This is a genomic window from Sphingobium anseongense (assembly GCF_037725245.1).
Lineage (GTDB): Bacteria > Pseudomonadota > Alphaproteobacteria > Sphingomonadales > Sphingomonadaceae > Sphingobium.
Map to the genome: position 1 here is coordinate 1 of NZ_JBBJUL010000017.1, position 25,936 is coordinate 25,936.

20 protein-coding genes are annotated in these 25,936 nt (G+C 58.6%); 2 read left to right on the plus strand and 18 right to left on the minus strand.

What is annotated here, in order from left to right; genetic code table 11:
• Together WG908_RS15780 and WG908_RS15785 are read right to left on the minus strand one after the other, a co-directional pair.
• The coding region (locus WG908_RS15780) for a tautomerase family protein (RefSeq protein WP_340187466.1) at positions 1-222 on the minus strand (222 nt) is incomplete at its 3' end.
• Between the two features lie 110 nt (positions 223-332).
• Entirely contained in the window at positions 333-1,268 is a 936-nt protein-coding gene (locus tag WG908_RS15785) for an alpha/beta fold hydrolase (RefSeq protein ID WP_340187467.1), read from the minus strand.
• 727 nt (positions 1,269-1,995) lie between these two features.
• Here WG908_RS15785 and WG908_RS15790 point away from each other — a divergent pair.
• Together WG908_RS15790 and WG908_RS15795 are read left to right on the plus strand one after the other, a co-directional pair.
• Positions 1,996-2,898: an EamA family transporter gene (locus WG908_RS15790; RefSeq protein WP_340187468.1), complete on the plus strand. Its 903-nt coding sequence runs from the start codon at positions 1,996-1,998 to the stop codon at positions 2,896-2,898.
• A gap of 31 nt (positions 2,899-2,929) precedes the next feature.
• Complete coding sequence (locus WG908_RS15795; protein ID WP_340187469.1) at positions 2,930-4,360, plus strand: MATE family efflux transporter; 1,431 nt, start codon at positions 2,930-2,932, stop codon at positions 4,358-4,360.
• A 44-nt stretch (positions 4,361-4,404) separates the two neighbouring features.
• On the opposite strand, the gene WG908_RS15800 is transcribed toward WG908_RS15795, so the two are convergent.
• From WG908_RS15800 to WG908_RS15875, 16 genes are all read right to left on the minus strand, one after another.
• Positions 4,405-5,886: an NAD-dependent succinate-semialdehyde dehydrogenase gene (locus WG908_RS15800; protein WP_445326736.1), complete on the minus strand. Its 1,482-nt coding sequence runs from the start codon at positions 5,884-5,886 to the stop codon at positions 4,405-4,407.
• A 10-nt stretch (positions 5,887-5,896) separates the two neighbouring features.
• Entirely contained in the window at positions 5,897-7,021 is a 1,125-nt protein-coding gene (locus WG908_RS15805; protein WP_340187471.1) for a zinc-dependent alcohol dehydrogenase family protein, read from the minus strand.
• A 77-nt stretch (positions 7,022-7,098) separates the two neighbouring features.
• Positions 7,099-8,145 carry an enoyl-CoA hydratase/isomerase family protein gene (locus tag WG908_RS15810; protein WP_340187472.1) on the minus strand — a complete coding sequence of 349 codons (1,047 nt, stop codon included), beginning with the start codon at positions 8,143-8,145 and terminating at the stop codon, positions 7,099-7,101.
• A gap of 207 nt (positions 8,146-8,352) precedes the next feature.
• A complete protein-coding gene (locus WG908_RS15815) occupies positions 8,353-10,038 on the minus strand; it encodes a GMC family oxidoreductase (protein ID WP_340187473.1) in 1,686 nt (561 codons plus the stop codon).
• Positions 10,039-10,072: 34 nt separating this feature from the next.
• Complete coding sequence (locus WG908_RS15820; RefSeq protein ID WP_340187474.1) at positions 10,073-10,963, minus strand: enoyl-CoA hydratase; 891 nt, start codon at positions 10,961-10,963, stop codon at positions 10,073-10,075.
• Positions 10,963-12,240, minus strand: a complete 1,278-nt coding sequence (locus tag WG908_RS15825; RefSeq protein WP_340187475.1) for a CaiB/BaiF CoA transferase family protein — start codon at positions 12,238-12,240, stop codon at positions 10,963-10,965. Before WG908_RS15825 ends, WG908_RS15820 begins: the two co-directional genes overlap by 1 nt.
• A 26-nt stretch (positions 12,241-12,266) precedes the next feature.
• The gene (locus tag WG908_RS15830) at positions 12,267-13,739 is read right to left on the minus strand and encodes a CoA-acylating methylmalonate-semialdehyde dehydrogenase (protein WP_340187476.1); all 1,473 of its coding nucleotides are present in this window, start codon (positions 13,737-13,739) and stop codon (positions 12,267-12,269) included.
• Positions 13,740-13,970: 231 nt separating this feature from the next.
• Positions 13,971-14,366 (minus strand): DUF779 domain-containing protein, encoded by a 396-nt coding sequence (locus tag WG908_RS15835; protein ID WP_340187477.1) that lies wholly within the window; start codon positions 14,364-14,366, stop codon positions 13,971-13,973.
• Between the two features lie 131 nt (positions 14,367-14,497).
• On the minus strand, positions 14,498-16,015 hold the full coding sequence (gene adh / locus WG908_RS15840; RefSeq protein ID WP_340187485.1) for an aldehyde dehydrogenase: 1,518 nt from the start codon (positions 16,013-16,015) through the stop codon (positions 14,498-14,500).
• A 144-nt stretch (positions 16,016-16,159) separates the two neighbouring features.
• Positions 16,160-17,104, minus strand: coding sequence for a GAF domain-containing protein (locus WG908_RS15845; RefSeq protein ID WP_340187478.1), 945 nt, complete (start codon positions 17,102-17,104; stop codon positions 16,160-16,162).
• Between the two features lie 46 nt (positions 17,105-17,150).
• Positions 17,151-17,951 (minus strand): HpcH/HpaI aldolase family protein, encoded by an 801-nt coding sequence (locus tag WG908_RS15850; RefSeq protein WP_340187479.1) that lies wholly within the window; start codon positions 17,949-17,951, stop codon positions 17,151-17,153.
• A 209-nt stretch (positions 17,952-18,160) separates the two neighbouring features.
• Positions 18,161-19,978, minus strand: a complete 1,818-nt coding sequence (locus tag WG908_RS15855) for an IlvD/Edd family dehydratase (RefSeq protein WP_340187480.1) — start codon at positions 19,976-19,978, stop codon at positions 18,161-18,163.
• 105 nt (positions 19,979-20,083) lie between these two features.
• On the minus strand, positions 20,084-20,839 hold the full coding sequence (locus WG908_RS15860; RefSeq protein WP_340187481.1) for an SDR family oxidoreductase: 756 nt from the start codon (positions 20,837-20,839) through the stop codon (positions 20,084-20,086).
• Between the two features lie 144 nt (positions 20,840-20,983).
• A complete protein-coding gene (locus WG908_RS15865; protein ID WP_340187482.1) occupies positions 20,984-21,571 on the minus strand; it encodes a winged helix-turn-helix transcriptional regulator in 588 nt (195 codons plus the stop codon).
• Positions 21,572-21,775: 204 nt separating this feature from the next.
• Entirely contained in the window at positions 21,776-22,618 is an 843-nt protein-coding gene (locus tag WG908_RS15870; protein ID WP_340187483.1) for an alpha/beta fold hydrolase, read from the minus strand.
• A gap of 225 nt (positions 22,619-22,843) precedes the next feature.
• A complete protein-coding gene (locus WG908_RS15875; protein WP_340187484.1) occupies positions 22,844-25,051 on the minus strand; it encodes a TonB-dependent receptor in 2,208 nt (735 codons plus the stop codon).
• Positions 25,052-25,936: the final 885 nt, after the last annotated feature.

Below are 25,936 nucleotides of genomic sequence, written 5' to 3' on the forward strand. Positions count from 1 at the left end.
TGGCAGCGTTCTTGCAATATGGTCGATATGTACGCGGACAAATTTTTCGTGCTTCCTGCCGCCTACGAACAGGTTGCCAGCTTGCACCTCTTCAAAAAGGCATACCACATAGAATTTTGGAATGGGTATGTTCGTATAGAGCGAAGTAACGGCTTCTGAGATGGCTTGCTTTTCGTCTTCAGAATAAGCACCAGCAGGGTGATAAATTCTCCAGAATGGCATTTCATCTCTCCACGTTATACATAAGGAATTGGTGATAATTTCGAGAAGGTGCACTGCGAGGTCGGTCGATCCATCTTACGAATTTTTTAGGTCAGCCTGTATGTGCGTGTTCAGGAGACCTTTCGAAGGAAATCCACGATTGCCTTGTTGAGCGCTTCAGGGGCCTCCACTTGTGGCCAATGCCCCACGCCATCGAGCACGAGAAAACCGGTCAGACCCGGCATCGCCTCTCGCAGCGATTCCTCGGTTACATTGAGCAGCTTGTTCAGGCCATCAGTGGCGCCCATGACGAAATAGGACGGCTGTCTCACGACTGCTCCGGCAAATGGCCTTGAAGCCAGGGAGTAGAAAGTGTCGAGAGCCCGATAATAGTTCAACCCGCCGTGGAATCCGGTTCGATTGAAACTTTCAATCAACTCGGGCAGATGCTCCGGATCGTTCTCGATGAAGACTTCCGGCGCGGGGCGGAACGGGTTCTTGGCAGGATCGAACGGATCCCACCCTTCGCCCTCAGGCGCGAGGCCCGACGTCCAATAGTAGGATCTCGGAAGGATCGTCGCTGCATCAACCCAGTCATTATCGGCTTCCGGCCGCATCCAGTTGAACATGTAGAAACTATCCATTCCGCCGGCGCGGAGTTGGTCTAGAAAACTGGGGCCGCCCATAGGCATGAATGGAACGCTGATCCCAAAGACTGCCGGGAACAGGTCAGGGCGCATCACGGCAGCGGTCCAAACCGCGTTGGCGCCGTGATCGTGTCCCACGGTAATGGCTTGGTCGATGTTCAGGTGGTGGAGAACGGCGACCATGTCGCCCACAATCTCGAGTTGCGTGTAGGCTTCTGCCTCGAAGGGCGCATCGCTCTCGCCAAACCCGCGCATATCGAGCGCAATCGCTCGATATCCCGCCTCTACCACGGCCTTGATCTGAGACCGCCATAGCGACCAGATTGATGGAAAACCGTGACAAAACAGCACTGCGGGGCCTTCGCCCTCATCAACAACATGCAGTTTCACGCCGTTATTATCGATATAATGGTGTTTCATCGACTTTCTCTCCAATTTTTTGCCTTTCTACAGGTGGTGGACGGAATTGCAATATGGTCACCATGCTATCGTGCAATTATATTGCTGCCGGACCGGATTCGTGGACGCAGCGGCACGATCGGCCTGTTTCATCAGATCACAGCGACATGCTCGGGACCCGTGGCGATCCCGATCTGCTGACCAACCTACGATGCTTCGTCCGGGATTATATTGCTTGAAGAGGAGATGTCGCGCCATTCGAGTAGGTTGGGGAGAAGTCGTTCAAAGCCCACAAAGCGGATCTTTTCGTCCCAAATTGAAACCGCTTGTGAGCAGGCTGACTAAAGAAGCGCACTGTCACCGTACTTCAGGCAGTCAATTTGCTGCAGGTTGGTAATGTATGCCGGCGCAAGCGGACTCTACACCCCCTTGACCTGAAATCAGCAGAACGAGCTATGCCTCGGATGGAAGCTATGCGGGTTCGGAAAAGCTGCCGAGGTGCCTGTGCCTGATCCAAATCTGAAGCGTTGCTTTTCACCGCGCACCTGTGAACGCCAGTGGGTTGCCAAAACAAACCCACGATGCTAGCGGACGTGGGTTGCTGACAAGGCCAATCACACCCAGGTCGGCGCCGTTTTCGAATAATATCGTTCATTTGTCTGCTGTGCATGGGCTTTCCGATCGGCGGTCTCGCCCTCAAACAGCGTCAGGCTTGCAGGCGAAGTGGTCGAATCCCAAGGGAGTGCATGTGAGCGACCGTATCAGCAATATGATGGGGCAAGTGAGCGGATGGCGCTTATTGCCAGCGTGTGGTGTGGTAATTTCCATTGCCTGCGCGCAACTTGGCGCATCTTTCGCGGCGCGAATGCTTCCGGTCGTAGGTGTCTCAGGCATCATGGCGCTGAGGCTCGGATTCGCGGCGCTCATTCTATCGCTTGTCTCGCGTCCTTGGCGTATTCGGCGCACTGACATTAATGGTGCTGGCGGGATGCTGGTTCTGTACGGCCTGTCGATTGGCGTGACGGGGCTGTGCTTTTATCTGGCGTTACGAACGGTACCACTTGGCGTTCTCACGGCACTTCAATTTTGCGGCCCCTTGAGTGTTGCGCTGATTGGCTCTCGCCGCATCCTCGACTTTCTATGGGTTGGGCTGGCAGCGACCGGACTTGCTCTTCTGCTCCCCTTGCGAAGTGCCCATTCGGTCGATCCGGTAGGTGCTGTGTTTGCGCTGCTATCGGGCGCGGCTTGGGCGGCGTACATTGTGATGGGTAGACGTGCTTCTGCAAGACTTCGTCAGCCGAACTGTATGCCGGCCTTTGGTGCGATTGTCGCTTCGTTGATCATGGTGCCGGCAGGCATAGTCGGGGCGGGTGCTGAGCTCTTCCACCTCTCCGTGCTGGCGGCAGGGCTAGTCATAGCGCTGCTGTCCAGCGCGCTGCCCTATTTGCTGGATGCAAAGATCATGTCGCGCGTTTCGCCGCGCGCATTCGGAACGCTCGCCAGCCTTGGGCCTGCCACGGGCGCACTTATTGGGTTCCTAGTCCTCGGACAGCGCCTCGGTCTCTACGAATGGTCCGGGATCGCCGCGATCGTTGCTGCGTCGGTTGGAACCTCGCTGTCCTCCAAGCCGCCACAGGTCGACCCTGCATAGCTTTACAAACGGTATCGAGAGGATTGCGACGGTGACAGAACAAGCAGGTGCGTCAGACGCTGGGCCTCTCTTTCCAGAGGCGACCGACACGAAAGCCGCTCTGCGCGCGGCCCTGCTTCAGGGACCGATCATAGGCACGATTGCCAGACTTTCTCTCCCGACGATTGGCGTTTTCGCGGCGCAGGCGCTGGGAGACACTGCCAACACCTATTATGCTTCGAGGCTCGGTACGGATGCGCTGATCGGCGTTTCGGTCGTGTTCCCGATCTGGATGCTGATGACGATGATGTATTCGGGCGGTCTGGGTGGTGCGGTGGCGGCGGCTGTCGCCCGTGCCATCGGTGCGGAGCGAGATCGCGACGCAGACGACCACGTGCTCCACGCGATAATCCTAGGCATCGTGATGGGTGCTCTCTTCATGGTCATAGTCTGGCGGTTCGGACCGTTTGTTTTCGCGAACATGGGCGCAACGGGCGCGGCGTTGGATCAGGCGTTGTCGTTTAGCTTCTGGATATTTCTCAGCGCCATTCCTCTCTGGATCGCAAGCCTTTGTTCGGCCGCGTTACGTGGCGCCGGCGACGTTCGCACGCCCGCCTTGCTCGTCTTGGGTGCAGCCTTGGTGCTGGTCGTGGTGGCGCCTGTGCCGGTGCTCGGACTTGGGGGCTTTCCCCGTCTAGGTGTGGTGGGCACGGGCGTTGTGACGGTACTGTATTGGACGGGGGCGACGATCTGGCTCCTGATCCATTTGGGGTCCGGTCGCGCCGTCGTGCGGCTGCGGTGGTCTCGCCTGCGCTGGACCTTGTTCTGGGAAGTGCTCAAGGTTGGATTGCCTACATCGCTGGGGGCTGTCCTGCTGAACGGGTCGATCGTCCTCATTACAGGCGCGATGGGCACGCTGGGTGCGGCCGAGCTGGCGGGTTATAGTCTTGGCGCGCGGCTTGACTATGTCGTCATCCCGGTGCTGTTTGGACTTGGTACGTCCGTGCTGATTCTCGTCGGTGCATGCGTGGGGGCGGGGGATATTGATCGCGCAAAGCGTGTTACGCTTTATGGATCTGTTATTGCTGCAGGTGCGGTAGGGCTTGTGGGGCTGGTTGTCACATTGCGGCCGAGCTTGTGGATCGGCATATTCAGCCAAGAGCCATCGGTGCTTGCTACCGCGACGATCTACCTTGGCATGGCAGGGCCGGTATATGGAACTCTCGGAGTAATCTTCGTACTGAATTTCGCGGCTCAGGGGGCAGGCAGGCCTGTCTGGACGACGCTCGCCGAGGTCGCGCGCTTGGTAATTGCGGGTGGTTTAGGATGGATTGCGATCGAGCGATTCGGTGCGGACATGGCAGGACTGTCGAGAATAGTGGCAATCGCCAATGTTTCTGCCGCCCTGATCTGCGTCATGGCATTCTGGACTGGCCTCGTTTGGCCGCGCCAAAGTGAAGCGCGGCCATTTGCTAAGACGTAAGATTCGCGGATGGTTGGCCCGGTTACGGCTGGGCCGGACGTTCGCTAATCCTGCAACCCGCCAAGGCACAGATATTTGATCTCGAGATAATCCTCGATCCCGTAACGGGACCCTTCACGTCCCAGCCCTGACGATTTTATGCCACCGAAGGGCGCTACTTCGGTTGAAACAAGCCCCTCATTGATCCCGACCATGCCATATTCCAGAGCCGAGGCAACCCGCATGATACGTCCGATGTCTCGACTATATAAATAGGATGCCAGGCCAAATTCGGTGTCATTGGCCATGTCGATGGCCTGGTCTTCGGTGTGAAAGCGAAATATCGGCGCGACCGGTCCGAATGTTTCCTCCCTAAAGATCCTTGCTTCGCGTGGTACATTCGACAATATCGTCGGACGGTAAAAGAGCGCCCCTTTAGGGTCACACCGCCCACCCGTCACCAGTTGCGCGCCATGCTGCAAGGCATCTGCGACATGGTCCTCCACTTTTTTGACGGCGGCATCGTCGATCAATGGGCCGATCATGATGCCGTCTTCGAAGCCATCGCCGACTTTCAACGCCTCAACCGCGATTTTCAGCTTCGCGACGAACGTATCATAGACACCATCCTGCACGAGAATTCGGTTCGCGCAGACGCAGGTTTGGCCCGCATTACGATATTTCGATATCAACGCGCCGTCGACGGCCGCATCGAGATCGGCGTCATCGAAAACGATGAAGGGCGCGTTGCCACCCAGCTCCATACTCGTCTTCTTTATCGTAGGTGCGCATTGCGCCAGCAAAAGCGCGCCTACCTCCGTAGAGCCCGTAAAACTCAGTTTGCGGACGTCGGGGTTGGACGTTAGTTCTGCCCCGATTGCGCTCCCCGATCCGGTGATGATGTTGCACACGCCGGCCGGAAAGCCGGCGCGTTCCGCGAGCACTCCAATCGCCAGCGCCGAGAAGGGGGTCTGGCTTGCGGGCCTCAGCACACCGGTGCAGCCTGCGGCCCAACCAGGAGCCGCTTTGCGGGTCAGCATCGCCGACGGGAAATTCCATGGGGTGATGGCAGCGAAAACACCGATGGGCTCCTTTTGAACAATGATGCGCCGCCCTGGCAGGTTCTCGGGGATGACGTCGCCATACACCCGCTTGGCTTCTTCCCCGAACCACTCGAAATAGGCTGCCGCATAGGCGATCTCGCCCTTGGCTTCGAGAAGGGGCTTACCCTGTTCGGCCGTCATAATGCGGGCCAGGTCGTCCTGGTTTTCGAGCATCAGGTCGAACAGCCGGCGCAGCATCGCCGCCCTTGTCTTGGCAGTAAGGTTACGCCAAGCGGGCTGAGCCTTCTTGGCGGCCTGGATCGCCTGTCGAGCATGCTCCGAGCCTAGGGAAGGAATATGTCCGACAATCGCACCTGTAGCTGGATTGGTCACCGCTATCTTCGCGTCGTCGCTGAACGCAATCCACTTGCCGTCGATGAAGCAGGCTTCTCGAAAAAGAGCGGGGTCACGCAACGTCTTTCCAAAATCGGAATCGGGCATCATCATGGTCCTATCAGAACTCGATTACTTGCCGGACGACGGAGCCGTCATCCAGTCGATCAAAGGCCTCATTAATATCCTCTAGCCGAATGCGTGCGCTCAGTAGCCGATCGACGGGAAGGCGACCATCGCGGTATAATTGGATAAGGCGAGGAATATCCCTGACAGGCACGCACGTGCCGATGTAGCTGCCCTTAAGGGTTCGTTCCTCACCGACCAGCCGCACCACATTGACAGGCAAGGCGGCATCAGCAGGAGGCAGTCCCGCCGTGACCGTTGTGCCGCCGCGCTTCGTCATCTGCATTGCGCTGTCTAGAGCCCGGACGGATCCGGCGAACTCGAAAGCATAATCGACACCACCGCCGGTGAGACGGCGCACTTGCTCGATCGCATCGGCATCACTGGCGTTGACCGTGCCGGTCGCGCCGACATCAGCGGCCAAGGCGAGCTTTTCGGCCGACAGGTCCACGCCGATTATCTGGCTCGCCCCCGCGGCCCGCGCGCCCATGACTGCCGCGAGGCCAACGCCGCCGAGACCGATTACCGCCGCCGTGGACCCGGCGGGAAGGCGAGCGGTATTGATGACCGCGCCTACACCGGTCAGTACGGCGCAACCGAAAAGGGCCGCCTCGACCAGCGGAAGATGCTTATCTATGCGAACAAGCGAATTTCGCGATACGACGGCATGATCCGCAAATGCCGAGACGCCCAGATGATGATGGACAGGGCCGTCCGCATCCATCAAGCGGATATCACCCTTGAGGAGAGTGCCTGCGCCGTTGGATGCCGCGCCGGGCTCGCAAAGCGCCGGACGCCCTTCAGCGCAGGGTACGCAGTGTCCGCAGCTGGGCATGAAGACGATAACGACATGGTCGCCTAGCTGGAGGTCGGCAACACCATCACCGAGTGCAGCGACAATGCCCGATGCTTCGTGCCCAAGAGCCATTGGCAACGGACGCGGACGATTGCCGTTGATGACGGAAAGATCGGAATGGCACAGGCCTGCAGCCGCGATACGAACGAGTACCTCTCCAGGACCGGGTGGCGAAAGGTCCAACGTCTCGATGCTGAGCGGCCTGCTCGCAGCAAAGGGGCGGGGTGCATCCATTTTGCGAAGCACTGCAGCGTTGATTTTCATACGGTCTCCGTCGGTGATTTGCAGGGGGCCGGGCTGTCAAGCAGCGCGGCGTGACCATCCGGCTACCCGCATTTGCGTTAAAGATGCCAAGCTTCGCCGTCAGGCAGTGGTGCGAATATCTGATCGATATCGCTATCTGACACGCCATTGGGTGTGGCTGGATTCCAACGCGGTGCATTATCTTTGTCGACGATCACTGCGCGCACGCCTTCAAGAAAATCATGCCGCTGAACCACGCGCGTGGCAACGGCGTATTCCTGTCGCATCTCGTCCTCGAAAGTGGCCATATTTGCGCCGTCCCGCAGCAAACGAAGCGAGACCTTCATTGTTTGCGGCGACCTATTTTTAAGCACCCCCAACTGCTGCGTCGCCCAGACGCCACCATCCGCTTCCAAGGCGGCGAACACTGTCTCGAGCTGGTCGCTGGCAAAGAGCTTGTTGATCGCGGCTTCGTGGGCCAAAATCCCTGCGGCGGGAGCGGGCTCAGATATCGCTGCAAGGGTTGCTTCTAATGCGGCGGGATGTGCGATGATGCGAGCTTTGGCTTCCATCACCTGCTCCGCGGGTAGGTAGTGCGTCGCTAGCCCTAGAGCGAATGTCTCCGCGCCATCCAGTTGATTGCCGGTCAATGCCAGATACTGACCAAACCGTCCCGGCAACCGCGAAAGGTACCACCCGCCGCCAACATCGGGGAACAGTCCGATCCCGGTTTCAGGCATAGCAAGCCGGGTGTTTTGGGTCGCCACGCGGTATCGCGCAGGCTGAGATATGCCCACACCTCCGCCCATGGTGATCCCATCCATGAACGCAACAACGGGTTTGGCGTAAGTGAACAGTCTATGGTTCATCCGATATTCGGTTGCGAAAAATTGCCGCGCCTTGCTGCCGTCACCGGCGCCGCTTTGTGCAAGCTGCCGGATATCTCCCCCCGCGCAGAAGCCGCGACCTTGCGCATGATCGACGATGATTACCTGCACGCCGTCATCGTGACACCACCGCTCCAGTGCGTCGAGCACGCGTTCGCACATCGCCGTCGTCAGTGCGTGGATAGCGTTGGGCCGATTCAGTCGGATTCGGCCAACGGCCCCCTCGACTTCGACAATGACGTCTTCGATCACCCCCATGGCCGATTGCCCGCGCAAATCATGTATAATGCCCTATTCTCATATCAAGGATAATGTTCGATTGGGATGGTGGAGCCAGTGTATTAAGTAAGAAGATCAGTGAAAATCATTGAAAACGGTCTTGTAAGCAGTGTAATGGCTTTTCATAGGCGACCATTTTATGGAAGATAGGATAAATAACAGGTTTATAACCTGTGAATAATTGAATTAAAGTACTAGGATCTTCTCGGTTGATTTTATCGAATTGGTTGAATGTGTTTTATTATTCATACGATCTTCGATCACCATGCGAGCGCCTTTGTCCGCAATCATGATGGTTGGCGTATTTGTGTTTCCCGAGGTGATAGTCGGCATGATCGAGGCATCGATGACCCGAAGGCCTTCAAGGCCAATCACTCGCAGGCGCTCATCGACCACCGCCATGGGATCGGAAGCCAAGCCCATCTTGGCTGTGCCGACGGGATGAAAGATGGTTGTGCCGATGTCGCCAGCGGCCTTGGCCAGCGATATCTCGTCGTCGCCGATTTCGGGCCCTGGGAGATATTCTTCTGGTCGATACTCGTATAGCGCCTGTTGACGCATGAGGCGACGCGTTACACGGATGGCATCTGCGGCGACACGGCGGTCTTCGTCCGTCGAAAGATAGTTCGGGGCGATGATCGGCTTCGCATCAGGATCGCCCGAACGCAGTCGCACAATGCCTCGGGATGTAGGGCGCAGGTTGCAGGCCGCCACTGTAATCGCCGGAAAGCGGTGGAGCGGGTCGCCGAACTTGTCGAGCGACAGGGGTTGGACGTGGAACTGGATGTTGGCGCGCGCATGTTCGGGAGAGGAAGTCGTGAAAATCCCGAGTTGCGAGGGCGCCATGGTAAGCGGTCCGCGCTGCCAAACAGCATATTCCAGGCCCATCAGGGCGCGTCCGATCAACGAATGATAGGTCTCGTTCAGAGTCTTGATGCCGTGAACCTTGTAGATGGCGCGTTGTTGCAAGTGATCCTGGAGATTACGGCCGACGCCCGCCTTGTGTAGAATAGTCTGGATGCCGCATTCGGACAGCCACTCCGATGGCCCCACGCCCGACAACTGAAGGAGCTGGGCGGAGCCTATCGCCCCGGCGGACAGGATGACCTCCCCCTTTGTCCGCACTTCAAAGAGCCGTCCCTGTGCGCGAAAGCAAACGCCCGTCGCGCGCCGGCCATCGAACAGCACCCGTTCGACGCTGACGGCGGTCTTGAGGTGCAGGTTCTTCCGCTTCAGAGCAGGTTTGAGGAACCCACGCGCCGACGACCACCGCACGCCTCGCTTCTGATTAACGTGGAAATAGCCTACGCCCATATTGTTGCCGGTATTGAAGTCAGTCGTTGCGGGAACGCCCATCTGCGTCGCGGCTTCGGCGACCGCATCGAGGACGGCCCACTTCAAGCGGGGCTCCTCGACGCGCCATTCGCCGCCAGCACGATGATGATCGCTGTCGCCAAGGAAATGATCGTCGAGGCCGCGAAAGACAGGCGCCACGTCGCTCCAGCCCCATCCTGCAAGCCCCAACTCTCGCCAGTGATCATAATCTTCCGCTTGGCCGCGCATCGAGATCATCGCATTGATGGCTGAGGATCCACCGATCACCTTGCCACGCGGATATTTCAGGCTTCGGCCATTAAGTCCTGCTTCTGCTTCTGTCTCAAACATCCAATCCGCGCGCGGATTGCCGATCGCGAACAGATAGCCGACAGGGACATGGAACCAGATCCAGTCGTCCCGTCCGCCTGCCTCCAGGAGTAGTACTCGGACATTGGGGTCCGCAGACAGGCGGTTCGCGACGACGCATCCCGCCGATCCCGCACCGACGACAATATAATCATATTCCTCATCGAGGCGTTCAACGACTTCTGTCACTACAGATTTCCTATCCGACAGGGCCAATGGACGATCATCGGTTGCGGAAGACCGGAGCACGCTTGTTTACAAAGGCATTCATGCCTTCCTTCTGGCCCTCCGTGGCGAAGGCGGCCTGGAACAGCAGCCGCTCGTGACGCAAGCCTTCGGACAGCGGGCCTTCGAACGCGCGGTTCACTGCATCCTTCGCCATTTTCACTGCCGGGGCGTTATATGCGGCTATCGTATGGGCGGCCTCCAGCGATACCTGAAGTAACTCGCCCGCCGGAACAACCCGGGCGACCAGGCCGATTGCTTTGGCCTCTTGCGCATCGATGGTCCTCCCGGTCAGAACCATATCCATTGTCATGGATTTGCCCACCGCGCGCGCGAGCCGCTGGGACCCACCGATCCCCGGCAGGATACCGAGTTTGATCTCGGGCTGGCCGAACTGCGCGTCGTCCGCGGCAATAATGAAGTCGCACAGCAGCGCAAGCTCGCAACCGCCGCCGAGCGCGAACCCGCCGACCGCTGCGATGATCGGCTTTCCGACGAGCCGGACCTGATCCCAGGCGGCGAGGAAGTCATCCATATAGAAACCGGTGAAGGTCTTCTCGGCCATTTCCTCGATGTCGGCACCCGCCGCGAAAGCGCGCGGCGAACCGGTGATCACGATTGCCCCGACCCGCTCGTCCCGGTCGAACGCCTGCAAGGCAGCCAGCACCTCGCCTGCCAGTTGACGGTTCAGAGCGTTAAGACTGCGCGGACGATTGAGCGTTATGAGGCCCACGCGGTCGCGGCGATCGATGAGGATAGTTTCCGGTATTGCTGGTGCCGCGGCGGGCTGCGCCTCCGTCGCGGAGGTCGTCGACGTCGTGTGCAACGGATTCACTTTCGCGGGCATTTCGCTTCCTTTCGGGATCGGTGGTATGTCGGCGTTGCTCATCACATGGCCGCCTGACACGGTGCGACCCCGTAAATATCGACGCCCCCAAGTGGGGGAGGCGAGCTCTCGCCAGCGGGGTGGCGGTATGCCTTCTCGTCGACGAAAAGCTCTTTAAGGATAGCTTCCCGATGCTCGTTAAGGCCGGGTGCAAGAACAGGTGTGAAGGTGTCGTTCTCGGCGTCATCAATACGGATTGGATTACCTGCTGTCCGGACGGCTCGGCCCGACTGCCCCGCGACCTTGATGATCATGTTGCGAGCGCCGAGTTGCGGGTGGTCGAATAGCTTGTCGACGGTGTTGATGGCCGAACACGGCACCCCGGCCTCGTTAAGTCGGTCGATCCAATGCGTCACCGGTTGCCGGACCGTGATGATTTCTATCGCCTTCACCATCGCGGGCCGGTTTTGGCAGCGCAGATCATTCGTGATGAATTGCGGATCGAGCGCGAGTTGAGGCGCACCTAACGCATCTGCCATGAGCATGAAGAGCGTGTCGTTGCCCGCTGCTATGATGAACCGGGCGTCGCTCGCCTGAAAGCTTTCGAAGGGCGCGAGCGATGGATGGCTGTCGCCCGTGCGACCGGGCACCACACCTTCAACGTCATAGCGCGCGAGCGCCGTCTCCATCAGCGCTGCCTGGCAATCGAGCATGCCGATATCGACACGGCTTCCCTGGGCGTCACGCGTACGCTTGTAGAGCGATGAGACGATGCCGACGGTAGCGAACAGGGCCGCGCCGAGATCGCCGAAACTGGTGCCGACGCGAGCGGGCGGGCCGTCGGGCCAGCCCGTCACGCTCATCACCCCGCCCATCGCCTGAACCACCATGTCATAGCCCGGCAGATCGCTGAAAGGGCCGGTATGGCCAAAGCCGGAAATGGACGCATAGACGATGTGCGGGTGCGTCTTGGCGATGCGCTCGGCGCCATAGCCCAGGCGGTCCATGACGCCCGGGCGGAAATTCTCGACGACGACGTCGGCGGCATCGAGTAGGCGTTCGAGCAATTCTCGATCGCGCGGCGACTTGATGTCGAGGACGATGCTTTCCTTGCCGCGATTGAAGCACATGAAATAGGCGGATTCGCCCCCCTCGACGAAGGGACCGAAGGCGCGAGTGTCGTCACCCGTGCCGAATTTCTCGATCTTGATGACGCGGGCGCCCAGGTCGGCCAGCATCATCGTGCAATAGGGGCCCGCCAGGACGCGGGAGAAGTCGAGCACGGTAATACCGTCTAGTGGGCCCTTCTTTTTTGCCTCGTCTTCGTTGTTGGCGTCCATCTCGGTGTCTCCTGTGGAGGGCGCGCCTAGCGGGCGACCGGCATGGCGAATTCGGCGCCCTTGCCGATGCTGTCGGGCCAGCGCTGCATGATCGACTTCTGGCGGGTATAAAAACGGACCCCCTCTTCGCCATAGGCGTGCGTCCCGCCGAACAGGCTCTTCTTCCAGCCGCCGAACCCGTGCCAGGCCATGGGAACGGGGATCGGCACGTTGATACCGACCATGCCGACCTGGATGCGCCGCCCGAACTCGCGGGCCGCGCCGCCGTCTCTGGTGAAGAGGCTCACGCCGTTGCCGAATTCATGGCCGTTGATGAGGCGGACCGCATCGTCGAGCGTATCGACGCGAACGCAGGCGAGCACTGGACCAAAAATCTCCTCACGGTAAATCTTCATGTCGGACGTGACATGGTCGAATAGCGTCGCCCCAAGGAAGAATCCGTTCTCGCGGCCCGCCACACTGAAACGGCGGCCATCGACCAGAAGCGAAGCGCCTTCCGCCACGCCGGCATCGATGTAACCGACGATGCGTTGACGCGCGACCGACGTGACGATCGGTCCCATCTCGACGCCAGGTTCCAGACCATCGTTGACCACGAGCCGCTCGGCGCGCGTCTTCAATGCCGTGACGACCCTGTCGGCCACGTCTCCCACGAGCACTGCCACAGAGATCGCCATGCACCGTTCGCCCGCCGAGCCGTAGGCCGCCCCGATCAAGGCGTCGACGGACTTGTCGATATCGGCGTCGGGCATCACCACCAGGTGGTTCTTGGCCCCGCCCAGCGCCTGCACGCGCTTGCCCGTTCGGGCGCCCGTTTCGTAAACATAGTTGGCGATCGGGGTCGAGCCGACAAAGGAGACGGCCTGAACGTCGGGATGCTCCAGCAGCGCGTCTACGGCTTCCTTGTCGCCCTGCACCACATTGAATACCCCCTCGGGCAAACCCGCCTCGCGGAAGAGTTCGGCGACCATCAGGGCGGGTGTGGGATCGATCGGGCTGGGCTTCAGTATGAAGCTGTTGCCCGCCGCGATCGCCACCGGATACATCCACGCAGGCACCATGACCGGGAAGTTGAAGGGCGTTATGCCGGCAACGACGCCCAGCGGCTGGCGCAACGTCCAATTGTCGATGCCCGTCGAAACCTGATCGCTGAAGTTGCCCGTCAAAAGGTGCGGGATACCGCAGGCGAATTCGATCACGTCGATGGCGCGATCCACCTCGCCCTGCGCATCCGAGAAGATCTTGCCATGCTCGGCCGTAATCGCGCGCGCCAGTTCGTCCCTATGCTCGTTCACGAGAGCCAGAAAGCGATTCATGATCCGCGCGCGCCGGATGGGCGGGGTATCGGCCCACCCTGGAAACGCGGCGAGCGCCGAGGTCACGGCCGCGTCGACGTCCGCCCGCGCCGACAGCTGCACCTGAGCGGTCGCTACGCCGATGGCAGGATTGAAGATATCCTGGATTCGCCTGTGAGATGCTAGATCGTGCTCACCTGCCACGAAATTCCCAATGGTTCGGAGCGCAGGGTAGGACGGATCATCGGATGGGTCCGCATCCCGGTTCCGTTTCTGACTATCTGACAAAACACGCTCCCTGATTGATGATACACTTCCGCGCCATTGCTCGTTCAGCCGCTCGCGCCGCAGTATGGATATTCCGCCCTCCACCCATGGGCGGCACGACGATCCCGAGCGGAGGCCGTTTGCAGAGCAGGACTTCGCTCCGAGCCATCACCGACAGGTGGTGGCAATTTCCGCCTTGACGACGTCATATTCGGACGGGCTGAACACCCTGCCTCGCGACAGGAACCTGAGTTCGCGACCGTTTTCGAGGCTGAACATTCCGCCGCGGCCCGGGACGACATCAAGGATGAGTTGGGTATGCTTCCACGCTTCCCCCTGCGCCCGCCCGATGTAAACCGGCGTCCCCCCGACCCAACCTAACAATATGTCATTGTCACCAGTGCGAAATTCGCCGGCCGGATAACACATCGGTGACGATCCGTCGCAGCAGCCCCCGGATTGATGGAAGAGCAACGATCCGTGCTCGGCTTCCAGCTCTGCAATCAGTGCTAACGCCTTATCCGTTGCGACGACACGTCGGGCGTCGATGACGTCCTCAGTCATAATTGCGCTCCTATACTCAGAACTCGTTCGTACGTCGCCGTAAGGCGGTCATCGTACGGCGCGCGAAAATCATGCGGGATCAGGGCGTCGGGCCGCGCCTGTCGACGTTTTTCTGCTCCCGCATGGATTCATCAGAAGATTCCGAGCTTCTTGGCGCTGTAGCTGACCAGCATGTTCTTCGTCTGCTGATAGTGATCGAGCATCATCTTGTGGTTTTCGCGGCCGATACCAGACTGCTTGTATCCGCCAAATGCAGCATGAGCCGGATATGCGTGATAGCAGTTGGTCCACACCCGGCCAGCCTGGATCGCGCGCCCGAAGCGGTAGCAGGTCGTCGCATCGCGGCTCCAGATACCGGCACCAAGGCCGTAAAGCGTATCATTGGCGATGGAGAGAGCCTCTTCTTCGTTCTTGAACGTGGTGACGGCCAATACTGGTCCGAAAATCTCTTCCTGGAAGATCCGCATCTTGTTGTGGCCGCGGAAGACAGTCGGCTGCACGTAATAGCCGCCTGCCAATTCGCCGGGAAGGTCGGCGGCAGCGCCGCCAATGAGAAGCTCCGCGCCTTCCTGCTTGCCGATGTCGAAATAGCTCAGGATCTTTTCACGCTGTTCCGACGAGGCTTGCGCGCCAATCATCGTCGAAGGATCGAGCGGATTGCCCTGGACGATTTCGGCGACACGCTTCAGCGCGCGCTCCATGAAGCGATCGTAGATATTCTCGTGGATCAGCGCACGGCTCGGGCATGTGCAGACCTCGCCCTGATTCAGCGCGAACATGACGAATCCTTCGATTGCCTTGTCGAAGAAATCGTCATCCTCTCGCGCGACATCCTCCATGAAGATATTCGGGGACTTGCCGCCCAGTTCGAGCGTGACCGGGATTAGGTTCTCGCTCGCATATTGCATGATGAGCCGCCCGGTCGTGGTCTCGCCGGTGAACGCGATTTTGGCGATCCGGTTGGATGAGGCGAGCGGCTTTCCTGCCTCCAGGCCAAATCCGTTGACGATATTGATGACGCCGGGAGGAAGCAGGTCCGCGACGATCTCCGCCCACACCATGACGGACGCTGGCGTCTGCTCGGCAGGCTTCAACACGATGCAGTTACCGGCCGCGAGGGCCGGCGCGAGCTTCCACATCGCCATCAATAGCGGGAAATTCCAAGGGATGATTTGGCCAACGACGCCGAGCGGCTCATGGAAATGATAGGCGACGGTGTCGTGGTCGATCTCGCTGAGTGATCCCTCCTGGGCACGGAGAGCGCCCGCGAAATACCGGAAATGGTCGATGGCCAGTGGCAGATCCGCGCTCATGGTCTCCCGGATCGGCTTGCCGTTATCCCACGTTTCAGCGGTCGCAAGCGCTTCGATATTCTCCTGCATGCGGTCAGCGATCTGAAGGAGAATCAAAGCGCGGTCCGCCGGCGAGGTTCGGCCCCACGCCTCTTTCGCGCGATGCGCCGCATCGAGTGCAAATTCGATATCTGCGGCATCCGATCGCGCAATTTCGCCGATGACTTTTCCGTTGATGGGGGAGACGTTTTCGAAATAGCGTCCCCCTTTCGGGGCAACCCAATGACCATCGATAAAATTGTCATATCGCGGCGCGAACGGCGACTTCAGCCCGGCATGTGTTTGTCCGACGAGCATGTCCATAATCACTTCCTCTCTTATGATGGGTGCCCGCATGCACAGGCTGTATGTTCGCAATCCTACCGAGGTTATTGAGGGGGAGGTAGGGGAGGGCCTTCGAGCGTCAGCCAATGTGTCTCAGTATTGAGACACTATCTCGAACTATTGACATGACCTTCCATGCCGCATTCGCCGGTAGAAGGTTGCGCGTGATACACCAAGCTGTCGGGCTGCCTTCGTCGCGTTGCCACCGGCTTTTGCGAGCGCCTGACGAATGACCCTCTGTTGGCTGTCGTCAAAGGACAGGGATTGATCCGATCCTATCAACTGGACAGCTGGCTGAGGACGGGCGATCATCTGATCGGTTATTTCGAGACGTATACGCGCTGCTCTTGAAGCGCCAATTACCAGGTCGTCGGCATCCACAGCCAGCAATTCCGTGCCGATGCTGGCCTCATCCAGGAATATCACCCGCGAACCGACAAAATGCTGGCAAAAATACGCGCGTTCAACGCGACGGGCTGCCTCTCGAACTAGGCCGCCGATCATTTCGATCATTGCAGGGCCGTGATCCGCCCGGCAGCTTGTTACGTCGATGGCGCCGACGAGCCGCCCGTGAGGGTCGAAGATCGGCGCATCGATGCAACTGATACCGATGTTTCTTTGATAGAAATGCTGTCCTTTGTGAATGATCAGAGGCCTGGCCTCCTGCAGGCATGTGCCGATTCCGTTGGTTCCCTCCAGGGCCTCGGACCATTGCCCGCCCTCGACGAGCCCGGAGGAGCTAAATAGATCCCTGTCACTTGCTGCGACACGGCTCTCCAGCACTATGCCTTCGGCACTGGTCAGCGCCACGCCACACCCCGACCGGCTGACCAAGACTGAAATTTCATCGAGAGTTGTGCGGGCTGCAGAGAGGAAGGGAGCGTGGGCATCGCGCAGCTCGCTTAACCTTCCCTCGCTAACACGTTCCCGTTGTCCCTTGGTCGCGGGATCGAGGCCATGATACAGAGCAGAACGGATCCAGGATGCTTTCACCGCTGAAAGACCAGCCGTATCAGGGGAATGCAATGCATTCAGCACGGTATCGACGTGATTGGCCGTCATGAGAAATCTCCTTTCCGGCATGAATAGTCGCTCACGAAATGACCCGTCAGTAACCCACCGGTTCCGTCCTGTTATCTGCAGATAGGCCGGAACCGTAACGGCCACTCAATGTGCGTAGCGCTTTGCTCAATTCCATGACGTCAGCACCGACTGCGACAAATGTTGCGCCTTGTTCGATGAAATCCTTGTTGAGCTTTTCATTGAAGGTGAGAATGCCAGCAGGCATGCCTGCTGCCCTGACCTTGCGGATTGCTTCAGCAATTGCAGCGAGCACGACATCGCTGTCCACAGCAGCGCCCATGTCGGCCGCCAGATCTGCTGGCCCGATGAATATACCATCGACACCATCCACCCGAGCTATCCGCTCGATGTCCGCCAGCGCGCGCGCGGTCTCGACCTGAACCAGCAGGCAAATTTCAGCTTCGGCTGTTTGAGGATAGTCGGCAATCTTGCCGAACTGCGATGCTCTTGCGATCATTGCCCCGATGCCACGATCGCCCTTGGGTGGATATCGAACGGATCTCACGAGCTCTTCAGCCTCCTCGGCCGAATTTACCATGGGAATAAGAAGCGTGCGGGCCCCAAGGTCCAGCATCTGCTTGATCATCCATTTCTCACCAATTGGCAATCGGACGATAGCTTCGCTCTCCGATGACTCCAGAACTTGGAGTTGAGCGAGGATGCTTTTAAGGTCATTCGGGCCGTGCTCCCCATCAATGACCAACCAGTCAAAGCCAGCCTGCCCGGCGACATCCGCCAAATATGGCTCGCCCGTCGAAAGCCATAGGCCGATTTGTGTCCGTCCGTGTTTTAGACCAGCTTTGAATGCGTTAGACTTATAGGCCATGATTACATACTCCGCGATCCGCTCGTCGGCATGCTACCGCGATATGCATCGACAGATTTCTTTGCAGCGGCCGGATCATCGACATAGATTGCTGGTTTCCATGAAGCAGACCATTGGTCGTATTCGGCCCGCCGTCTCCGTTCGGATGGAAGCGACGGAATGATATCGAACCTTCGTGAAGTGCTCCCTGAAACGTACATGGGCGGCCATCAGTGATTGTGTCTCGGCGCGCCATTTTCCGCGACGCGCTGATATTTCACTGCAAGTTCAATGACCGCGCCGCCATCAAACTGGCCGACTGTCTGGCGATGGATCTCTTGCCACGGCGTTTGCGAGGGAACCACTGGATATGGAGTCGCATCGAGCATCGCGCGGCGTCGTTCAAGTTCTTCTTCGGAGATTAGCATATCGACCCGCTTTGCCTTCAGGTCGACGCGAATACGATCACCGGTTTCCAGTAATGCAAGTCCGCCGCCGACAGCAGCTTCGGGCGCCGCATTAAGGATTGACGGGCTGCCACTCGTTCCAGACTGGCGCCCGTCCCCAATGCAGGGAAGGGCATTGACCCCCGCTTGGATCAACGTCGTAGGTGGCTCCATGTTGACCACTTCCGCGCCGCCCGGATAGCCGATCGGTCCCGTCCCGCGCATGATCAGGATGGTGCGAGCATCGACGCTGGTTGAAGGATCGTTGATACGAGCATGATAGTCCTCGGGACCATCGAAAACGAGCGCGGTGCCGACAAATGCATCGGGGTCTTCGGTGTCGTTCAGGAATCGGCCTCTAAACTCGTCCGAGATCACCGATAATTTCATCACAGCAGCGTCGAACATATTGCCGGACAAGACCGTCAGGCCGGCATTGGTCTTGAGGGGATGGTCGATTGAACGGATAACAGCCGCATCATTGATTTCAGCGTTCGCGATATTGTCGCCGACGGTTCGACCGTTAGCGGTGAGTGCGGTCTCGTCGATGAGTCCAACCGAACGCAATTGAGCCATTACCGCGGGCACCCCGCCGGCACGGTAAAAGTCTTCACCCAGATACTCGCCTGCTGGCTGTAGATTGACGAGCAGCGGCACTTTGGCGCCATATTCCTCCCAATCCGCCAGCGTAAGTTCGACGCCGATATGGCGAGCGATCGCATTGAGGTGGATAGGAGCGTTGGTTGATCCCCCAATCGCCGAATTGACGCGGATCGCATTGATGAACGCCGGGCGCGTCAGGATGTCCGATGGCTTCCGGTTGGCGGCAACCATTTCAACGATCGTACGCCCGGTTTGCCATGCACATTGTTGACGATCGCGATGAGGGGCCGGGATCGCCGCGGAGCCGGGCAGCGACATGCCCAGCGCCTCGCAAAGCGAATTCATCGTCGTTGCTGTGCCCATGGTGTTGCAATAGCCCGTAGAAGGCACGGCGGACGCGACGAGTTCGATGAACCCCTTATAGTCGATTTCTCCCTTTGCCAGCGCCTCACGCGCCTGCCACACGACCGTCCCCGATCCCACCCGTCGGCCTTTGAAATTGCCGCTCAGCATCGGTCCCACCGACAGCGCGATCGCGGGAATGTTCACCGTCGCCGCAGCCATGAGACATGCCGGCGTCGTCTTGTCACAGCCTATGGTTAGCACGACACCGTCGATAGGGTAGCCGTGAAGAACTTCGACGAGGCCAAGATAAGCAAGATTGCGGTCAATTCCGGGGGTAGGCCGCCTGGCCGTTTCCTGGATGGGGTGGATCGGGAATTCGAGCGGGATTCCTCCGGCGTCACGAATGCCCTGTTTCACGCGATCCGCCAGAACCAGGTGATGGCGGTTGCACGGAACCAGATCGCTTCCCGACTGGGCGATGCCAATGATCGGGCGATCCGACTGAATTTCCTCCAAGCTGAGACCGTAGTTCAGATATCGTTCTAGATACAGCGCCGTCATTTCCGGGTTCGACGGATCATCGAACCAGGCTCGCGATCGCAGATTGCTTTGATGTCGCGGTCGGTGGTGACCATCCCCGGCTGAATATGTCATTGTACGAACCTTTGCGTTGGCAACGCCGGCACGGTTGAATGTGCCAACGGGGCAGCATGAAACTGGCAGCTGTCACCCCGCGGGCACACCACCGCTCTCGCTCGATCAGGAGAAGATCATGCCACCATCCATGATCACGGTCTGGCCGGTCATGTAGTCAGACTCGGGTGATGCAAAAAAGGACGCAAGCTTCGCGACATCCTCGGGCTGCTGCGCTCGACCAAGCGGGATTGAGGTGACAACATGATTGAACAGGTCCCGCGCCGTGTCCCATAGTGGCGTGTCGACGATACCCGGGGCATAGGAATTGGCGGTAATGCCATATTGCGCGAACGCTTGCGCTGCCGCCTGCGTCAGGCCGCGGACGGCCCATTTGCTACATGCATAAGCCGGCAGAACGTCGGTCGCACGAAAGGCGTTCTGAGAGGCGGCCGCGATAAGCTTTCCGCCATGTCCTTCGGCGATCATCTGACGCGCAGCGGCCTGCCACGTGAGGAAGACGCCTTTTGTGTTAACGGCAAAAGCCTGGTCCCAGGATTCGGCGGTGATATCAAGGAAGTTCTCGATCCGAGCGATGCCGGCATTGGCCACCGCAACGTCGATTCGGCCAAGTCCTTCGACGGTGGCAGCAACCATGCCGGCCACAGCCTCCTGATCCGACACATCAGCGACTACGGCGATTGCCCGCCCTCCCAGCGCCTCAATTGCAGTTACGCATTCCTCGACGGAAGCGATCGCGGATGGAATGTCATTCACGGCGACATCGAAGCCGTCCTGCGCTAGCCGAATGGCCACTGCCCGGCCGATCCCCCGTGACCCTCCTGTTACGAGGGCTACACGATTTGTTGAAGCTTCAGACATCTTGACTCCCCATGACAGGCACGGCCTCATTGTGGGCGGCTTGTTCATTGGGTAAATCCGTGGGTTGGAAAACACAACCCTTAATTTTATTCGAAGTGCCCTATTCTATTGTTAGGCGCCTAAGCGTCGGCCAACTGCACAATCTTAGACGTGTTGCTCTTGGTCATATGGCATCACATTGGTCGCAGACAGGCTGCCGCCACATCCGCAGCACCGAACTTCGGCCTCGAGTTCGCTTCCGCACTCATGCCTGAACCGCGAGACATGTTCTCCCTCGCTTCTCATGAAGCGATCGCCCCATTGGCGGATAGCATGCATGATGCCAGACAACTGCTCGCCTGCTTCAGCAAGGTGATATTCGTAGCGGGGCGGTCGTGCCTGATAGAGCTCGCGGCGGATGACGCCGGCGGCCTCCAACGACTTCAGTCGCGTCGCCAACACATCTCGTGGCGCTCCCGTGTTGTAAGCGATATCGTCGAAGCGGTGCTGTCCGAAGCCAATTTCGCGGAGCACTACCATGGCCCACTTTTGTCCCAGCAATTTCATCGCTGCCTCGATTGAGCAGCTACGCGGGGCGGGAATGCGAGGATTTCTCATGTCGGGATCATAAGTTTCCCGGGGTGCAGTTGCAACCTCGCTGAACCGCAGCTTTTTGCGCATGCAATCTACAGACCATTGCCATGCGCCGAAACATGACGAGATCTGATTTCGATCGCCGATGCTGATGGTCATGGTCCCCGCGGCAGTGGCAGAAACTCGCTTCAGCTTGCAACCTTGGGAAAGTGACGCAGGCCGAGGTCGGCAGCAACTTTCACCAAGGGTACATGCTCGGTTGTTTTTTTACGGCAGGCGTCGAAGCGGCACCACTTCATCCAATTTCCGACCGATGCTCAGGGCATTATTCAATGAGCCCTGCCGTATTCGCTAAGGTACAAGTTATCGCAGAAAGTCGAGGGCGATCTTCCCAAAATCTTCGTAGTGTGGGAACAGAAATCCGTGGCCGTCATCGCCGTAAATGACCGTAGTCACGTTCTTTGAGCGCTTGGCCATTTCGAATGAGTGTTCGGACGGCACCATGACGTCGTGCGCGCCATTAGCCACAAGGATGGGTACCTGGATTTCGTCGAGCCGGTCCAAGGCTGCATCTTTACCGCCCATGAAGCTCATGCACGCTTGCAGTTGATTGCCCCAGGCTTCGGGCGTGACCACGGCCTTCGATTTGAGCAGGCGGGTATCCAGCCGGCGAAGCGACTCAATCCCGAGACGGCGGCCTTCTTCGTGATTTCCGAAGAACAGGAAAATATAGTTTTCGTCGTCCGGATCTGGCGCCGTCATCGCATCGAATACACGCTGATCGGGCTCTTTCGGATCAGGAAGGCCGCCTGGCGTGCTGCCAAGGACCAAAGTGCGCCGCACGGCCGCGGGGTTGTTCAGTGTTGTGAGCAGGGCCGTCATTCCGCCCATGGACCAGCCGAGGACGTCGACTTTTTCGATCTTGAGAGCCTTGAGAAAATCCATGACGCCCTCGGCCGCAGCCGTGATCGTATCGGGAACCTCGCCCGTGCTTGCGCCTACACCGGCGTTGTCGAAGATGATTACGCGCCGCTCAGAAGCGAGAACGTCAAGAAAGGCAGGATCCCAATGATCGATCGTTCCCCGAAAGCGCTGCAGGAGAACGAGAGGCGGCTCGGAACTCTTGGCGCCGAAGTCGCGGTAGGCGTAGGTGGCAAGATTGCCCTTGATCTTAAGCGTTTCAACTGTGTCTGAGATATAGGTCATCGCAAGCATCCTTTCTCGTGGATTTGAATATCCAACCCAGTGGTTTGCAGATGCATGTTACCCTGTCAAGCAGGTGCTTCGCTTCCACGCCGGCCTGCCTGCGCGTCGAGACAGATGATGTGCAGGTAAAGCTGGAGTTTCTTGCGTTGGGCGGGGCCACCTCAGAGAACGAGCCGAAGATGACCCATCTTCGGCTCGCCGTTTCGCTGACAAGAAGAGGATAATTTAGTTGAAGCGATAAGCCAAAGAGACGCCGTAAGTTGCGGGCTTCCCGACATAGCGGGTCACAGCATCCACCGCGACGAACGCCTGGTTCCAATAATAGGTGTTTCCAACATTTCGGCCCCAGATCGAAAGCCTCCAATCACCCGACTTTGTTTCGATTCCGGCTCTTAGATCGACGGTCGTATAGGCCTTCAGAGCAAAGAGGTCGGATTGCCCAAATGCACTGTTGGTGCTGCTCTGGTGGTTGACGTTGCCGCCAACGAAGCCGTCGAACCGACCATTCAGGCTAGTCTTATAGTTGACGTCCGCCATCAGCTGCCATTTTGGCGTGTTAGGGAAGGGCTCGTGATTAAAGTTTCTAAGTGCACCGAATGAGTCGTAATTCGTAAAATTATCCAGAATGCGCGATTTGATGTATGATCCCCCCGCGTTGATCGTGAGGCCGCGCAACGGTGCCCAATTAACCTGCAGTTCGGCGCCGCGGACGTCACCCTTCGGCACGTTTACCAGCGCGAGCAACGGACCGATTACGCTGGGCACCCGTCCGAGTATCTGTTTGTCCGTATAATCATAATAGAACAGTGCTCCATTGAGCTGAACAGAGCGATCCAGGAGCGCCGTCTTGAAGCCGACCTCGTAAGCCAACACGGATTCCTGCGTCGCCGGGCGGAACTGAAAAGTGTTTGTGGCTCCCAGCGTCGGGAAGCCACCGGCTTTGTATCCCTTGCTGACGTTCGCGTAGAGGAGCGTGCGAGACGCCGGCTTCCATTCGACGCCAACTCGCCAGGAGACATTATCCTCGTTTAGATTATCACGCACGACCTGCGGAATCAGATTTTCATTTACTGTGAGGCATCCGCCTGGAGCGACAGGGATCGACGAACCGCGCAGGAAATCCCACAACGGGCCAAAGACTGATGCGCCATTGCCGTCGCCGGAGTCGAAGGTGCATCCGTTGAACTTGTCCCGGCTATCAGTGTAGCGCACGCCGCCGCTGACTTTCAAAGTGTCTGCCAGCTCGAAGTCCACGTTACCAAATACGGCCTTTGTGGTCACTCGCTGATGATTGACGTTGTGAAAATTCGTGAACTGCGGGAGGCCGAGTGGCACAAACGTGAATCCCAACGTGCTGTACGTCGGCGTGTTGTAAGTGTCATCCAGAACCCGGTCATGTCCGTATGTCGCGCCAAGGACAAACTTGCCCCGGCCAAAATCGCCCGCAAGTCGCAGCTCTTGTGAGATGGAGCGGATGTCGCCGAGCGTCCTCTGATCATTATTACGAATGGCAGTGCCATCGACGTCGATATCTTGATTGATGTCCGTCTTGGTGAAAGACGTCAAAGACGTGAGCGTCAGCTGGTCGGAAATATCATAGTCCAGGCGAAGATTTGCCTGATAAAATTCGTTGTTGCGCGCATAATTCGTCTCAGGATTCCAGTCCGCTGCACGAGGCGTTCGCGGTGCGCGCGGGTAGGCTGCCAAATCGGGTACTAAGGACGCGACGGCGGGGTTGCCCGGCGAAAAGCCGATGTACTGGCCAGCCAGCATGTCGGATCGATCCGCCCATGCACTCAGATTGAGTTGTGCCCGGAACCGATCGCTAGGCCGCCAATCGAGGAGCAGGCGGCCGTTGGTGAAATCTGTGCGTCCCAGTGTATCGCCACGGGTATAGCTCTTTTGCCAGCCGTCGCCGCCTTCATGTTGAACAGCAAACCGCGCAAGAAGCGTGTCGGTAATGGGACCGCTGACAAAACCGCTCACGTCAAATTCGTTGAAGCGACCGTAGCTGGCGTTCATGCCGGCCTTGAAGGTCGTTGTGGGTTTGGCTGCAATGAAGTTGATCGCGCCGCCAGTGGCATTTTGCCCGAACAACGTTCCTTGCGGACCTTTCAGAACCTCGACGCGCTCGAGATCCAGATTGGTGCCGCGCGTCTGAACCGGGAACGTGATAGGGGCTTCGTCAACATAGGTACTGACGGTCGGGCGGCCGCCAAGCGCATTATCGATGAAGCCAACGCCGCGGATGGTCAAGATCGGCAACCCGGCGCCCGAGTCGGCAAATGTAAATCCGGGAACGATCTTCACCAGATCGCGAATTTCGGTCACACCTTGCGCGGCAAGTTGTTCGCCGGTCGCCGCTGAAATCGACATCGGCACCGTATTTGCGCTCTCCTGCCTTTTCTGTGCCGTGACGATGATATCGGCCACGACATTGTCTTGCGGAGCCCGGGCCGGCGCTGCTGCCGCCTGCGCAGCGTCGGCTGGCGCGGCGGCGAACGCCGCGGGAGTAGCCAAGATGGCTGCCGGTACACTGGCGAGGGCTGCGTACCGAACGGCTCGTATCGCTCGGCAACGGCATTCCTCATGATTCCCGCGCAAAAAATGGTGGCTTGTCATCATCCTCTCCGTCCTTTATCTTTGTCGATATAAGCTATTTATATCGATATTTTATGGCGACGGTTTGCTGCTGTCAATCGGATAAAACGGTATGAGCCTCCCGGCACTTGTTTCAGATCGGTCGCCATCGGCGCGATGAGGCGCTGATTGGCGAATGGCGACACGGGCCGCACACCAGTTTCGGCGAACATCGGGGCTGGACGCATTTGTCGGCATTCAGCCACGAAACGCTGCTTTCGAGCTGACAAAGGATTGCGTTCAGATTTCGGTTCTTTCGGCCTGAACGCCGGCGGCGCGGGAGTGACAGCTGGGACGGCGCACATGATCCGCCCAGAATGTTCTGCCAAAAGGATCTGTCTGGAGCGGCCTTTCGCTGCCACTGACCTGAGCAAAACTATGCTGCCGCCTTGGCGAGCCTACGGCTTCGCAACTCCAGGATACGGAATGACGCGCCTAGCCGGATCACGGCGTTCGCCGCCGCAATAATTAGTCGGCGATCAATCAAACTCTCTTCAGCCATGACGGCGGCAGCTGTGAGGCATTGGCTGAATCATCGATTGGGCAGATGTCATTCACATCTTCGGCTCAAGGTAGCGCTGCGCGATACCGGTCAGAAAAGAGATGCGCGACCTCCGCCGAGACGGGGTCAGCGCGGATTTATCGATAGCCAGGCAAATGTCAGGCCTGCTTCATGGT